The sequence below is a fragment of the Sphaerisporangium rufum genome (assembly GCF_016863395.1).
Lineage (GTDB): Bacteria > Actinomycetota > Actinomycetes > Streptosporangiales > Streptosporangiaceae > Sphaerisporangium > Sphaerisporangium rufum.
The window spans coordinates 38,718-53,042 of sequence record NZ_BOOU01000062.1 but is presented as its reverse complement, the minus strand read 5'-3'; the positions used below and the strand labels follow the sequence as shown (position 1 = coordinate 53,042).

General features: G+C 70.7%; 13 protein-coding genes and 1 tRNA gene. 6 read left to right on the top strand and 8 right to left on the bottom strand.

Annotation, left to right across the window (positions count from 1 at the left end; translation table 11 throughout):
- Positions 1 to 52 precede the first annotated feature (52 nt).
- The 3 genes from Sru01_RS23435 to Sru01_RS36640 are packed head-to-tail and all read left to right on the top strand — an operon-like array spanning position 53 to position 2,120.
- Entirely contained in the window at positions 53 to 424 is a 372-nt protein-coding gene (locus Sru01_RS23435) for an ArsR/SmtB family transcription factor (protein WP_203989864.1), read from the top strand.
- Complete coding sequence (locus Sru01_RS23430; RefSeq protein ID WP_203989862.1) at positions 421 to 1,206, top strand: aquaporin; 786 nt, start codon at positions 421 to 423, stop codon at positions 1,204 to 1,206. The genes Sru01_RS23435 and Sru01_RS23430 overlap by 4 nt, the downstream gene beginning before the upstream one ends.
- Positions 1,203 to 2,120 (top strand): GNAT family N-acetyltransferase, encoded by a 918-nt coding sequence (locus tag Sru01_RS36640; protein ID WP_373869540.1) that lies wholly within the window; start codon positions 1,203 to 1,205, stop codon positions 2,118 to 2,120. Before Sru01_RS23430 ends, Sru01_RS36640 begins: the two co-directional genes overlap by 4 nt.
- Positions 2,121 to 2,381: 261 nt before the next feature.
- On the opposite strand, the gene Sru01_RS23415 is transcribed toward Sru01_RS36640, so the two are convergent.
- Entirely contained in the window at positions 2,382 to 5,084 is a 2,703-nt protein-coding gene (locus tag Sru01_RS23415; RefSeq protein WP_203989860.1) for an RICIN domain-containing protein, read from the bottom strand.
- A gap of 171 nt (positions 5,085 to 5,255) precedes the next feature.
- Between Sru01_RS23415 and Sru01_RS23410 the strand changes: the two genes are divergently transcribed.
- Together Sru01_RS23410 and Sru01_RS23405 are read left to right on the top strand one after the other, a co-directional pair.
- Positions 5,256 to 5,954, top strand: coding sequence for a site-specific integrase (locus tag Sru01_RS23410; protein ID WP_203989858.1), 699 nt, complete (start codon positions 5,256 to 5,258; stop codon positions 5,952 to 5,954).
- A gap of 36 nt (positions 5,955 to 5,990) precedes the next feature.
- Positions 5,991 to 6,587, top strand: coding sequence for a tyrosine-type recombinase/integrase (locus Sru01_RS23405; protein ID WP_203989894.1), 597 nt, complete (start codon positions 5,991 to 5,993; stop codon positions 6,585 to 6,587).
- Positions 6,588 to 6,652: 65 nt separating this feature from the next.
- Here Sru01_RS23405 and Sru01_RS23400 read toward each other — a convergent pair.
- The 4 genes from Sru01_RS23400 to cysS form a co-directional block, all read right to left on the bottom strand.
- A tRNA-Thr gene (locus Sru01_RS23400) sits at positions 6,653 to 6,725 on the bottom strand.
- A gap of 88 nt (positions 6,726 to 6,813) precedes the next feature.
- Positions 6,814 to 7,773: a Rossmann-fold NAD(P)-binding domain-containing protein gene (locus tag Sru01_RS23395; RefSeq protein ID WP_203989856.1), complete on the bottom strand. Its 960-nt coding sequence runs from the start codon at positions 7,771 to 7,773 to the stop codon at positions 6,814 to 6,816.
- Positions 7,774 to 7,849: 76 nt separating this feature from the next.
- Positions 7,850 to 8,815 carry a 23S rRNA (guanosine(2251)-2'-O)-methyltransferase RlmB gene (rlmB, locus tag Sru01_RS23390; RefSeq protein WP_203989855.1) on the bottom strand — a complete coding sequence of 322 codons (966 nt, stop codon included), beginning with the start codon at positions 8,813 to 8,815 and terminating at the stop codon, positions 7,850 to 7,852.
- A 21-nt stretch (positions 8,816 to 8,836) separates the two neighbouring features.
- Positions 8,837 to 10,234: a cysteine--tRNA ligase gene (gene cysS / locus Sru01_RS23385; protein WP_203989854.1), complete on the bottom strand. Its 1,398-nt coding sequence runs from the start codon at positions 10,232 to 10,234 to the stop codon at positions 8,837 to 8,839.
- A gap of 324 nt (positions 10,235 to 10,558) precedes the next feature.
- Here cysS and Sru01_RS23380 point away from each other — a divergent pair, with 324 nt between their 5' ends.
- Positions 10,559 to 12,007: a DUF2637 domain-containing protein gene (locus tag Sru01_RS23380; RefSeq protein WP_203989853.1), complete on the top strand. Its 1,449-nt coding sequence runs from the start codon at positions 10,559 to 10,561 to the stop codon at positions 12,005 to 12,007.
- A gap of 597 nt (positions 12,008 to 12,604) precedes the next feature.
- Here the strand turns inward: Sru01_RS23380 and Sru01_RS23375 are convergent.
- From Sru01_RS23375 to Sru01_RS23365, 3 genes are all read right to left on the bottom strand, one after another.
- Complete coding sequence (locus Sru01_RS23375; RefSeq protein ID WP_203989852.1) at positions 12,605 to 12,874, bottom strand: GlsB/YeaQ/YmgE family stress response membrane protein; 270 nt, start codon at positions 12,872 to 12,874, stop codon at positions 12,605 to 12,607.
- 219 nt (positions 12,875 to 13,093) lie between these two features.
- Entirely contained in the window at positions 13,094 to 13,585 is a 492-nt protein-coding gene (ispF, locus tag Sru01_RS23370) for a 2-C-methyl-D-erythritol 2,4-cyclodiphosphate synthase (protein WP_203989851.1), read from the bottom strand.
- A 17-nt stretch (positions 13,586 to 13,602) separates the two neighbouring features.
- Positions 13,603 to 14,085, bottom strand: a complete 483-nt coding sequence (locus Sru01_RS23365; RefSeq protein ID WP_184978896.1) for a CarD family transcriptional regulator — start codon at positions 14,083 to 14,085, stop codon at positions 13,603 to 13,605.
- Positions 14,086 to 14,325 lie beyond the last annotated feature (240 nt).

The window sequence follows — 14,325 nt, the reverse complement described above, 5'->3', positions numbered from 1 at the left end:
TGTCGATACAGCGAGATTGCCATGCTGATTCGACTCATGTCAACATAGAGCCATGTCGAAACAAGAACTGCCGGTCCTCGACCTGGCAGCGGCGTGCTGTAGCCCGATCGCCCGTGAACCGCTGGGCGAGACGGACGCGGCCGAGCTGGCACGCATGTTCAAGGCCCTGGCCGACCCGGTACGGCTTCGGCTGCTCTCCCTGATCGCCTCCTACGAGGGCGGGGAGGCATGCGTGTGCGACCTGACCGGCCCGTTCGACGTGTCCCAGCCGACGATCTCCCACCACCTCAAAGTCCTGCGAGAGGCGGGTCTGGTCGGCTCCGAGCGGCGCGGCACATGGGTCTACTACTGGGTGCGTCCGATCGCGTTGAACCGCCTGTCCACCCTGCTCCAGGCTCCCGCCTCCACCGCGACCCGCGGGTGACCGGGAACGACATTCCCTTGGGCCGGCGCCTGGCCGCCGAGGTCATCGGCACGGGCGCGCTGGTCGCGGTGGTGGTCGGCTCGGGCATCCAGGCCGCCGAGCTGACGCAGGACGGCGGCGTCGCCCTGCTGGCGAATTCGCTGGCCACCGTCTTGGGGCTCGGCGTGTTGATCGCCGTGTTCGGGCCGGTCTCCGGCGCGCATTTCAACCCCCTGGTCTCGCTCGCGGCCTGGTGGACCGGACGCCGAGACGGTCAGGGGCCGCCGTTGCGTGAGGTCGCCGCCTACGCTGCGGCTCAGGTGGGCGGTGCGGTCGGTGGATCGGTGCTGGCCGACGCGATGTTCGCTCGCCCCCTGGTGACCTGGTCCGCCCATCCGCGGTACGCGGGTCATCTCTGGCTTGCCGAAGTGGTGGCGACCGCCGGGTTGATCGTGGTGATATTCGGACTGGCGCGCACGGGTCACGCCCGCTTCGCGCCCGCCGCCGTGGCCGCCTATATCGGGGCGGCCTACTGGTTCACCTCCTCCACCGGCTTCGCCAACCCGGCCGTCACGGTCGGCCGGGCGTTCACCGACACCTACGCGGGCATCGCTCCGGCCTCGATCGGCCCGTTCATCGTCGCCCAGCTCCTCGGCGCCGTTGCCGGCCTGGTCCTGGTCGACGTAGTCTTCGGCTCCTCTCCCGCGAGCCCAGCACCCCACGACACCACGGATACCCGCCGATCCTCTCCCCGTGACGCCGCCTCACCCGCCCTCGCCGAGCAAGGAAGTTCCCGCCCATGAGCACCACCGCTCCGTCCGTGCTGTTCGTCTGCGTGCACAACGCCGGGCGCTCGCAGATGGCCGCCGCGTTCCTCACCCACCTGGCGCGAGGCCGGGTCCAGGTCCGCTCCGCCGGCTCCGCCCCCGCCGAGACGGTGAACCCGGCCGTGGTCGAGGCGATGAAGGAGGTGGGCATCGACATCTCCGCCGAGATCCCCAAGGTGCTCACCGCGGAAGCGGTCCAGGCGAGCGACGTGGTCATCACCATGGGCTGCGGGGACGCCTGCCCGTTCTTCCCCGGCAAGCGTTACCTGGACTGGCGACTGGACGATCCCGCCGGGCAAGGGGTGGACGCCGTCCGGCCGATCCGCGACGAGATCGAGACGCGGATCCGTGCCCTGATCACCGAGATCCTTCCCTCGGCCGGGCCTGAGACGGGCACGGCGTCGCCGCGCATCGTGGCCATGACGCCCGAACACGCCGCCGAGGTGCTCACGATCTACCGGCTCGGCATCGACGAGGGTCAGGCCACCTTCGAGACGGCCGCTCCCACCTGGGAAGAGTTCGACGCCGCCAAGCTCGCGGATCATCGACATGTCGCCCTGGACGAGGCCGGACGCGTGCTCGGCTGGGCCGCGGCCTCCGCCGTCTCCGACCGCTGCGTCTACTCGGGGGTGGTGGAGCATTCGGTCTACGTCCACCCGGACGCCCGGAACCGGGGTGTCGGCCTCGCCCTGCTGCACGCCCTGATCGCCTCCACCGAGCAGGCGGGCCTCTGGACGATCCAGTCCGGCATCTTTCCCGAGAACTCCGCCAGCCTCGCCCTGCACGCCCGCGCCGGCTTCCGGGTCGTCGGTACTCGTGAGCGCATCGGCCGCCATCACGGTGTCTGGCGGGACGTCACCATGATCGAGCGGCGTAGCCCGCTCATCTGACGGCTCACCCGCAGGCCGGCCACGGACATCTGGCCGTCGTAAAGGCGCCGCCGCATGGCCGCTGTTAGCAAAGGTGTTAGCAAAGGTGTTAGCAAAAGGCCCCTTGTGAAGATCGCAAGGGGCCTTGAGCTGGGAGCCTGCCCGGTGGTGGTCGCTTGCCGACGTTCAAAGTCGACATCTCGCGTTACCCCTGGCCGCAGGGCCGAGCGGCCAGGGATAACGGTCAACGCCGCGGCAGCAGGCGCGAACCGGGTCGCCCGGTCAACTCGGGTTCAGTTGCCATTGCTGGTTGTTCCCGCCGTTGGCGGCCCACTGCACGACCTGTGCCCCGTCGCTCGTCGACGCACCGGAGACGTCCGCCACCAGTCCGCTGTTGCGGCTGACGATGGTGTAGTAGCCGTTGCCGGTGGAACGCAGATACCACATCTGGTTGGTGCCGCCGTTGGCCGTCCACTGCTGCAGTTGCAGCCCGGCCGTGCTGCTGCCGGCGTTGACGTCGAGCACCTTTCCACTCGGGACGAACTTGAGGGTATAGGAGCCGTCGGAGGTTGTGGCGATGGTCCAGGTGGCGGTGCCGCTCTGCTGGACCACCTTGGCGCCGTCGGCGGTGGAGTTGCCCGCGACGGCGAGCGGCTTGCCGCTGTTGCGGTTGACGATGCGGTAGGTGCCCGGTGCGGGTCCGCTTCCGCCGCTTCCGCTGAGGTTGAAGTACTCCACCGCGTCGGTGAAGACGGGGTTACCGGACTTCGTGGTCGACAGCTGCAGGTACACGCGGTTGCCGGTGGCCGGGGTGGTGAAGGACACCGGCTGGGTGACCCGCGAGCCGAGCGGGACGGTCAGGGTCGTGCTTCCGGACGCGACGACCGCGCCGTCCGGCGCGTCGAGCCGCGCCGTCCAGGTGAAGCCCACCGAAGTGTCGGCGAAGTCGTCGTTGAAGACGGTGATGTTCCGGGTGACCGTGGCGTTCCGGGCGTAGGTGGGCACGGCCTGCGGCAGAGGGAAGGTGCCGTTGGAGTCCGAGGCGCCGGAGGCCGACCAGTACGGCAGATCGACCGCTGCCACCGGGTTGAACGCCGCCTGCACGCGCTGGATCTGCGGGTTGCTCCAGGGGTTCGGGAGGTTGTCCGCGCCGTAGATAGGATGACCGCCCTCCTCCGGGGTGAAGTCGGTGCTCCGCACGCCGGGCACGACGCTGGCCCACGCGGACAGCAGCGTGTACGGACGCAGATCAGCGGCGCCCTTGCCGCGCTTGGCCAGGGTCGCCGTGGCGAACCACTCAAAGCCCTGCTTGTTGTTGCATGCCGGCCAGATGTACTCGCCCTCACCCTCGGGCCGCCCATTCACGGTGATCAGGCCCTCCCCGTACCTGCCAAAGCCGTCGACGTAGTGCGAGATCACGGCGAAGTTGGCGTACGTCATCCCGGGATACATGTTGAGATTCGCGCCGACGCCCAGCTCGACGATGATCGGCCGGGTGCCGTCGGCGCCGTTCATCGCCGCGTACAGGTCCTTCTCGAACTGTTCGGAATCCTGGCCGCTCTGGTTCGGCTCGTTGTTCTGACTCCAGCGGATGACCGCGGGGTGGTTGCGGTCGCGCAGGACCAGCGCACGGGCGTGGTTGACCATGTTGTCGTGCCCGGTGATCCAATCCTGCCCGGACTGGGAGCCGCGGATCGCGACCTCATCGATGATCATCAGGCCCATCTCGTCGGCCACGTCGAGCATGTACGGGCTGGCCGGCTCCTGGTGGATGCGCACCACGTTGTAGTTGAGCCGCTGGTAGTTGTCCACGGCCTGCGGCCAGCCGCCGTTGCCCGACGAAGGCGGAAGGAAGCCGGGCAGCGTGTCGTAGGCGTCGCCCTTGCCGCCGTTGTTGATCCGGTCGTAGTCGGCACCCTGAAGGTTGTCGCCACGGAAGTTCGTGCGGACGCCGTTGATGTAGTAATACTCCCCGTTCTGGGTGGCCTCCCGGAACCCGAACCGGTAGGTCGCGTCACTCGTCCGGCCGTCGTCGGTCGCGGCGTGAACCGTGAGACGGTGAAGCTGGGCTCGGTAGCCCGACCGGTAGGGGACGTTCGGCCACCAGTACGAGGCGCTGCCGAGGTTCCACGCGACGGAATCGACCGTGACCTTGGCCGTCGACCGCGCCCCCACGTTCACGGTGCGCGACGGCAGCGCCGGGTAGGAGAACGTCCCGCCGCCGTCGGAGGAGAGCTCGCCGGTCACCGTCACCGATCGAGCGCTGGTCGAGGTGTTGGTCACCCACATGTCGTAGCCGAGGGTCTGGTTCGCCACCGACGTACGGATGAAGGTGTCACTGACGTACACGGCCGGATATACCCGTAGGAACGCGGAGCGGTAGATGCCCTGCGGGACCGCCTCGGACCACTCGGCGGCGTCGGGCACCAGGTACCGGCCGTTGGATGCCTTCAACGCGCCGCGGCCCTTAACGTCGACGCTGATCGTATGAGTGGTGCCCGGCGCGGCGTAGGCGCTGATGTCGAACTTCGACGGGGTGAAAGCCGTGGTCTGCGTCGCGACCACCCGGCCGTCCACCGACAACGTCGCCTGGTGGTTCACGGCGCCGAACTCGATCCACGCCGACTGCGGTTGCCCCGAGTCCGGCACCGTCACCGTACGCGAGTACACCGCCTGGGACACATCAGTGAACCCCTGCTTGTACCAGCCGCCTCCAGGCACCTTGATCGACGTCGTCGACCGGCCCGCCGGGGTGAAGCTCCACGTCCCGGCGAGATCGACCGAGGCGATCGCGGCATTGCCCGCGGTGAAGCCGTCGATGTCCCCAGCGGCGGCGGCGACCGTCGCGGTGGACTCCGACGGCGCGGACCGCTGTTCCGCCGCAGCCGGCTGAGCCCCGATCGTCGCGACCAGCAGGGCCGCCATCACAGCCGGCCACCTGCTCGCCGTACGTCGAGGACGGGAGGAGGGGTCGCTCCGCTTCATCGGTGATCCTTTCGGGTGAATCCCATTTGTGAGGCACTTCCCGGGGCCGGCCACCCCTCCGCGGGCGCCACCGCCCGGCCGTTCAGGCCGTCCCCGTTCGTCGGCGAAGGCCGACGGCTTGAGGGGGCATCCTGTCTCCTCGTAAGGGGATCGTCGTATCGGTTCGACGACATGACCGACATCACACATAAGGCCCGGGCTCCCACCCGTCAATGCTCAGGGTTCTACAGAGATCGGATCACTTCGGTCGGCTGGCTCCCATCACGCCTGATGAGATCAGGCGGTCCTAGACGTCGTGTAAGTTTCAGGCCGCCTTGGCGCCTCGAACACGGTTCCAAGATCGAGAATCGGCATGCTCCGGACCATCCAGGCCTGTATCGAACTTTCACAGTTGGACGGATCGATTCGACCCGTCGGGCGCCTGGTAAGGGAATCGGCCCACCTACGGCCCTACGCCGCAATGACGAACGGACCGATGCCCTCGGAGACTTCCTGCACCGCTACAACAGCGGCGACAGCGGTTGCGTCTTCACCGTCGAACTCGGGCGACCCCTCTCGGCTCTAGAGACCTACATCGCCGAGCTCCTGGCGAAGGAGGCCGCGGCGTTCGCCCCTCGGATCGGACGCCTCCGGCTCCAGGCGGTCCGGCCGGCGACGATCACGAAGCTGTACCGGGACCTGCTGAACGGCGGCGGGAAGAACGGCAAGCCGCTGTCACCGACGACGGTCGCGCACGTTCACACGGTCCTCCGCAAGGCGCTACGGGACGCGGTCGTCATTGACGAGGTACTGCCGAACAATCCCGCCGAACGTGCCAAGCTCCCGCGCAACCAGCGTGCCGCACCGGGAACCATCTGGACTCCGGCGTAGCTCCGGGGTTTCCTCAAGGTCGCCGAAGGGCATCGGCTGTTCGCGTTCTACCGGCTCGCCGCGTACACCGGTGCTCGGCGCGGGGAGCTGCTCAACCTTCGATGGCGAGACATCGACCTCGACGTACCGGAAGTCCGGATCAAGGGAAGCTCGTCCGTGATCGACGGCAAGCGGGTGGAAGGCACCACCAAGAGCGGCCGGTCGCGCGTGGTGAGCCTGGACGAGGAGACGACACAGATCCTCCGGGAGCACCGCGCCCGCCAAATCGCCGAGAAGCTGATGGCTGGCGACGAGTGGAAGGGCACGGACGACTACGTGTTCACGACCGGCTGGGGGGAGCCGATCTACCCGGACACCGTCACATCGTTGGTCCCGAAGCTCATCGCGACGTACAACGCTCCCAAGGATCGCCCCAAGCCGAAGACGCCGCTCCCTCATGCGAGGCTGCACGACCTCCGGCACGTCCACGCGACGACGCTCCTGCTGGCCGGCGTGCCGGTTCACGTGGTCACCGCCCGGCTCGGCCACGCCGATCCCGCGATCACCCTCCGGGTGTACGCACATGTGATCAACGAGCAGCTGGCGACGGCGGCGGACATCTTCGCGACCGTCGTCAAGGACGCCGCCGCATAGCCACTGTTAGCAAAGGTGTTAGCAAAAGGCCCCTTGTGATGATCGCAAGGGGCCTTTGAGCTGGGAGCCGACGAGGGGAATCGAACCCCTGACCTACGGTTTACAAGACCGTTGCTCTGCCGATTGAGCTACGTCGGCGGTACCTCCACGAGTTTAGTCGTACGGCACCGGGTGGGCGTTACCGATCGGCCGGCCGCCGGCCGGGCCGGCGACCGGCGGCGGCGGATCATCGCCTGAGCAGGTGCAGCAGTTCGGTCTCCTCGGCGGAGGTGAGGCCGCTGCGGCTCACCTGGTGGCCGGACTCGCGCAGCCAGGCGAGCGTGTCACGGGCGGTGTCGGCGACCGGGCGGATGCGCAGCCCGGCGGCCAGGGCGGCGGAGGCGTCATGGGCCATCAGCCCGCTCCACTCCGGCAGCGGCAGCCACATGGGCAGCGACCGGGGGCCGGTCCACGGCTCCACCTTCTGCTCGGCCAGGAACTCCTGGCCGGCCCAGACCAGCTCCGGGCGCACCTCCAGCCCGTCGGCGATCCGCGCGAACAGCTCCGCCCGGGGGAACGGCGGGCAGATCGCGTCGTACGGGCCGGTCAGGCCGTTCTCCGCGCCGTCCAGGGTCCAGGCGGCCAGATCACGCACGTCGACGAGCTGGACGGGGTCCTCGGGGGAGCCGGGAGCCAGCACCGGGCCGCCGCGCGCCAGCCGGTCGACCCAGTAGGTGAACCGGTCGGACTCGTCCTCCGGCCCGACGATCAGCCCGGCGCGCACGTGGAACGTCTGGTCACCGAGAATCCGCTCGCACGCCACCTTGGCCGGCCCGTAGTTCTCCGGGTCGGTCTCGTCGGCGTCGGCGGCCAGCGGCTCGTACAGCACCTGGTTGACCGAACTCGGATCGGCGTAGACGCTGATCGACGACACGAACGTCCAGTGACCGGCGCGACCGGCCAGCTCGGTGATGGCGCGCCGCACGACGCTCGGATGCCGGGCCACATCGATGACCAGGTCGAACGTGCCCTCCACCGGCGCGAGCCCGCCGTCCTGGCTCCGGTCGACCCGGACGAACTCGACCCCCGGCGGCGGGTCGCCGGCCAGACCGCGGGCGGCGCACACCACCTCGTGGCCGCGGTCGCGCGCCTGACGCGCGGTCTCTCTGGACAGGAATCTGGTACCGCCAAGAATGAGTGTGCGCATGCCGCCATCCTGGCCGATACCTCGCGATCGGCTCGCTGCCTTCGCTTCGAGCGCAAACCGGTCAGCGGCCGGCGGGTCAGCGGCGGCGGTGCCGGGCCACCTCGTACAGGGCGATGCCGGCGGCGACGCCCGCGTTGAGGGATTCGGCGGCGGCGAACATCGGGATGCGGGCCACCACGTCACACGCCTCGCCGACCAGGCGGGACAGGCCCTTGCCCTCGGAGCCGACCACCAGGACCAGCGGCTCGGTGGCCAGCTCGACATCGCCGATGTCGGTGCCGCCGGCGCCGTCGAGGCCGACGACGAACAGGCCCTCCTCGCGGTACTCGCGCAGCGCGGCGGTGAGGTTGGCGGCCCGGGCCACCGGGAGGTTGGCCAGGGTGCCCGCCGAGGTCTTCCACGCGCCGGCGGTGACGCCGGCCGAGCGGCGGGAAGGCACCAGCAGGCCGTGCGCGCCGAACGCGGTGGCCGAGCGGGCGATGGCGCCGAGGTTGCGCGGGTCGGTCACGCCGTCCAGCGCGATGATCAGCGGTACTTCGGCCGCGTCCTGCGCCCGCCGCACCAGGTCGGCCGGGTGGGCGTACTCGTAGGGCGGCAGCTGGAGGGCGATGCCCTGGTGGACGGCCCCCTCGGTCATCCGGTCCAGCCGCTCGCGGCTCACTTCGAGCATCGCGATCCCGCGGTTGGCCGTGATCTTGATGGCCTCGCGGACCCGGTCGTCGTTGTCGAGGCGGGGTGCCACGTAGAGCACGGTGGCCGGGACCTCGGCGCGCAGCGCCTCGACCACCGGATTGCGCCCGCCGATGACCTCCGGCGCGTCGTCCCGCCGCGGGCCGCGGGCCACCGGCCGGCCGGCCGGCCTGGCGGCCTCCGGGCGGGCGGCCGACGCCGACCGCTGCTTGTCCTTGAACCAGTGCCGCTCGGACGCCGGCGGGGTGGCTCCCTTGCCGGCGAGGCTCCGCCGGCCCTTGCCCCCGGTGCCCCGGGTGGCACCCTGCCGCCTGCCGCCCTTGCCGGACCCTTTACTACCGCCACCAGCCATGGGCCAAGCCTACCGGCGGGATCAGCGCGCCAGTTCCCATCGAGGACCCTGGGGGGTGTCCTCGACGGTCACGCCCGCCGCGGCGAGCCGGTCACGGATCGCGTCGGCCGCGGCGTAGTCCTTGCGCGCCCGGGCGGCCTGGCGCTGGTCGAGTGCCACCCGGACCAGGGCGTCCACCGTGTCGTGCAGGCCGCCGCCGGCCGCGGTGTCGCGCCACCGCGGGGAGCGGGGGTCCAGGCCGAGCACGTCGAGCATGTTCTGCGTCTCGGCGAGCAGCCGGGCCACCTGCTCCTTGTTGCCGGCCGCCAGCGCGACGTTGCCCTCGCGGACCACCTCGTGCACGACGGCGAGGGCCTGCGGCACGCCGAGGTCGTCGTCCATCGCCTGGACGAAGGCCGCGGGCAGCGGCGCCGCGGCGTCCACGTCGTGGATGACCTCCGCGGCCCGGGTGACGAAGCCCTCGATGCGCTGGTAGGCCGACGCCGCCTCGGCCAGCGCCTCCTCGGAGTACTCGATCGCGGAGCGGTAGTGCGCGGCCACCAGGTAGTAACGCAGCTCGACGGCGCGCACCTTGGTGAGCATGGCCGGCACCAGCAGGGAGTTGCCGAGCGACTTGCTCATCTTCTCCGCGCCGATCTTGAGCATGCCGTTGTGCAGCCAGTAGCGCGCGAAGCCGTCGCCGGCCGCCTGGGACTGGGCGACCTCGTTCTCGTGGTGCGGGAAGATCAGGTCGACCCCGCCGCCGTGGATGTCGAAGGTCTCGCCGAGGTACTTGGTGGCCATGGCGGAGCATTCGAGGTGCCAGCCGGGACGGCCGGGCCCCCACGGGGTGGCCCAGGTCGGCTCGCCGGGCTTGGCGCCCTTCCACAGGGCGAAGTCGCGCGGGTCGCGCTTGGCCGAGTCGGTGTCGGTGTCGGCGGCGGCGCGCATGTTCTCCGGCCGCTGGTTGGACAGCCGGCCGTACCGCTCGGCGTAGGACATGACGTCGAAGTAGACGTCACCGCCCGCCGCGTAGGCGTGCCCCTTGTCGATCAGGCGGTGCATCAGCTCGATCATCTCGGGGATGTGGCCCATGGCGCGCGGCTCGACGGTGGGGGGCAGGCAGCCCAGCACGTCGTAGGCCCAGGTGAACGCGCGCTGGTTGCGCTCGGCGACGATGAACCAGGGGACGCCCTCCTCGGCCGCCACCCGGAGGATCTTGTCGTCCAGGTCGGTGACGTTGCGGCAGAACCACACGTCCTGGCCGGAGCGCAGCAGCCACCGGCGCAGCACATCGAAGTTCACCCCGGACCGGATGTGCCCGATGTGCGGCGGAGCCTGCACCGTGGCCCCGCACAGGTAGATCGTGACCCGGCCCGGCTTGATGGGGACGAAGTCGCGGATCGCGCGAGTGCTGGTGTCGTATAGGCGCAAGCTCACACCGCAAGGCTAATGCCTCGACGGCCGCGGCAGGTCGCGTTGCCCGACCTCACAGCGGCATCCGGGCATTGTGAAGCCGGCGGGGGTTTCGGGCATCCGAGAGACGATGACGGTTTCCGGTGGTGCATCCCTTTCGGCCTGGATGATTTATACCCTTATATCTACCTATAGCTGGCGGATCCTCCGCAACGCCCTGCGGTCGGCCCGGAACCCGACCTTCCGGTCATCCACCACCGACTCCGCCGGGCCGGTGCCCGCCGGCGCCCGCGTGGCGCGGGCGTTCGCCGCGGGCGGGGATCACCGATTCTGTAGGCTCGAACCGTCATGGACGTCACTCCCCCGCCGCCGGCCGGCCGGTCGCCGCGCCGTGCCGCGCCCCAGCCCGACCCCGCGCCGCCGACCCGCGCCGCCCGCGCGCTCCGCCGCCTGGGCCTCGTCCTCGCGGCCCTCGCGCTGACCGCGCTCGCCGCGGCCGCCTGCGTGCTCTCCTTCGACGCGCTTCGCGCGCTCGCGGTCACCGGCGGCGCGCGAGGTGATCTCGCCTACCTCTATCCCGCCGGCTTCGACACGCTGCTGACGATCGGGCTGCTCAGCGTGTTCCTGCTCCGTCCGGCGAGCCGGCCGCGCCGGGCGCAGGCCTGGGCGGTCCTCGGGCTGCTGATCGCCGCGGCCGCGGCCGCCAACGTCGCGGTGGCCACGGCGCTGCCCATCGGGCCGCGCCAGGCCGCCGTCGGCGTCGCCGTCGCGCCCTGGGTGATGCTGCTGATCGGGCTGTGGCTCTTCGCGCTGCCCGCTCCGGGCCGGGCGGGACACGGCGCCGGACCGGCCGGCGGGCGCCGCGCCCCCGGTTACCGGAGGCGCGGGCCGGACGCCGCCCGCGAGGCGCACCAGGACGACGAGGGCGAGCACTCCGTGCTGCCGTTCGCGGCCGAAGTGCGCGACCCCGAGCTGGCGCCGCCGCTGGAGGCCGCGCACGGGCCCGGCCACCATCCCGCCGCCCCGGGCGGCGGCGAGGCGCCGGCCGCCGAGGACGAGCCGGAGAACACGCCGGTGGTGCCCCCGACCGCCGCCCCGGAGACCCCGACGGTCGACGAACTGCCGCCGCTCGCCGACGACCACGACCACCCGCCGTCCACGGCTGACGATCGCGACCACCATGACCGGCCCGACCACCATGACCGGCCCCAGCACGTCGACCGGCCCGGCCGGTTCGACGAGCCGGCCGGCGAGTCGCCCATCGTGCACGAGGCCCCCGTACCGGACTCTTCTCCGGAGGCTCCCGAGGTCGCCTCGCGGCCGGCGGCCGGTCCCCGCCCGGATGCCCCCGAGCGGGACGTGACCCCGCCGGTTCCGGTGCCACGGCAGGAGCACGCGGTGCCGCCGCCGCAGGACCGGCTGGTGCCCGAACCGCGGGGGCGGGCCGAACGGGACGTCGCCGGGCCGCCCGAGCCGGGCCCGCCGGTGCGCTGGGGCGACCTGGTGCGGCCGCCCGCCGGCGACGTGCTGGTGCACCCGCTCCCCCGGCCGCCGAGGCGCGACCGCGATGGCGGGGACACCCAGCCCTACCCCGCCCTCGGCACGCCGGGCGGCGCGATGGAGGAGGGCACCAGGCCCTACCCCCGGTTGCGGGAGGAGGCCGCCGCGCTGCCGACGCCGGAGCCGGACCCCGCGCACGGGCCTGAGCTCGCCGACCCGGACGAGCGCGGCCCAGAGGCGACCGGGGCTCCGCCCTCGGTGCGGATGCGCAGCACCCCGCTCCCTCCGGAGGAGTAGCCCGTAAAGCGTTAAATCCGTATATGACGGATAACACCGTTAGTACTTTTCGATAACAAATCGGCGAGCCTGCCGTGTCGTGTGGAGATGTCACCATTCTGCGGCATGAAGGGCTTTGTTGGATCGTTCCCGGCCGAAAGATTTCGGGCACGTCGGCCAGTGGGCCGATGCCGCACGTCCCATTCGCCGACCGCCGCCACGACAATGCACCGTTCTCCATCCGGCCACGCCTGTCCCAGACACCCGGCGCGCCATCCGGCGAGGGTCGACGGCGCGTCCCGCTCGACGGGCCACGCCGTAGGCGGCCTGCCGGCAGGCGGTCCCGGGACCGGACGCGGCACGGCGCCGGACACGGCCTCGGCCCGCGCCGGCGCGACACGCCGGTGCCGGGCGGGCGGCCGCCGGATACCGGCGCCGGACAGCGCGAAGACCCGCCGGGTCTTGGCAGACCTGGCGGGTCTTCGGGGTTCCTCCCCGCCCGGTCCTGGGGACCGGTGCGGGACTCCGCCGCGCTTCAGAGCCTTACGGCCCGGAGATCGCTCTCGGCGGGTCGATCCTGTGCCGGGGCCGCGGGGGCGGCGCTTCGGCTGCCGCGGGTCAGACCCGGCTGCGGCCACGGATACCCGCGACCAGGGCGACACCGACGGCGGCGAGGACAACCTGCATGACGAGCTCGATCCAGTCGATGCCGTCGGTCGTGGCGACGCCGAGCACCTGGGCGATCGCGGTACCGATCAGGGCGGCGACGATACCGACCACGATGGTCAGCAGCCAGCCGATCGGCTGACGGCCCGGCAGCACCAGCCGGCCCAGCGCACCGACGATGGCGCCGATGACGATCGCGCCGAGAATGGTTTCGATACCCATATTGAGCCTCCGTTTGGGGGTCGCACCTTCACGCTGACAACCGGGCTACCCCCAACGCGGGGTCTAATCCAGGAAATTAAAAAGAGGCTGGTCAGACACGGTAAAAAAGAAGGCGGCGCCCCGCGCCGCGCCGGCTACAGGGCACCGCCCCCCTGTTTCGCGAGCGGTCCGGACTCCACTCGCCGACAGGATTCCGCTCACTAAGACGTGCGTGCCGGCTCATCGGTTGGCACGATCCGCCCGCGACGGGGGAGAGATCTGGACGACGAGTGCGGTGGCGATCGCGGCCACCCCCTCGCCGCGGCCGGTGAGCCCCAGCCCGTCGGTCGTGGTGGCACTGACCGACACCGGCGCGCCCGCCGCCTCGCCGAGCACCTTCTCGGCCTCGGCCCGCCGGGGGGCGAGCTTGGGGCGGTTGCCGACCACCTGCACGGCGATGTTCCCGATGTCGAACCCGGCTTCCCGGACGTACCGGGCGGCCTCCGCGAGCAGCGTGACGCCGGCGGCGCCGGACCAGCGCGGGTCGGCGGTGCCGAACAGGCCGCCGATGTCGCCGAGGCCCGCGGCGGACAGCAGGGCGTCACAGCAGGCGTGCGCGACCGCGTCACCGTCGGAATGCCCGGCGAGGCCGGGCTCACCCGGCCACCGCAGGCCGGCCAGGTTGAGCTCCCGGCCGGACGCGAAAGGGTGGACGTCGACTCCGACGCCCACCCTTGGCAATATCGTGTTCAGGAGTTGAGGACTTCGTCGAGCAGGGCCTCGGCCTTGTCCTCGTTGGTCTTCTCCGCCAGCGCCAGCTCGCTGACCAGTATCTGCCTGGCCTTCGCGAGCATCCGCTTCTCACCGGCGGACAGACCGCGCTCCTTGTCGCGCCGCCACAGATCGCGCACCACTTCGGCCACCTTGTTGACGTCGCCGGACGCCAGCTTCTCGAGGTTGGCCTTGTAGCGGCGGGACCAGTTGGTGGGCTCTTCCGTGTGCGGCATGCGCAGGACATCGAAGACACGCTCCAGGCCTTCCTGGCCTACAACGTCACGCACACCGACCAACTCGGCGTTGTCCGCCGGCACCTGAACGGTAAGGTCGCCCTTGTCGACCTTCAGCACCAGATAGGTTCTATCCTCGCCTTTGATCGTGCGGGTGGTGATGGCTTCGATCCGAGCAGCCCCGTGGTGGGGGTAGACGACAGTGTCGCCGACCTGGAAAGTCATGTGACAAGTACCCCTTCCGCTGTCCTCCAGGATACCACGCGCCAGTCCCCTCCCGGAACAGTGAAATCAACATAACTGCAGGTCAAAGCCTCGATTTGGGACTTGACATGCTGTCGACTTTATGCATCGCAAATCCTGACATGCCCGATGACCTGCGGTGCTGAGCCTCCTTCCGGCCCCCCGGCCCCCGGTCCACGGGGGGTCCAGCGCATCGATAAGGTTGCCACTGGCCCTATTCAT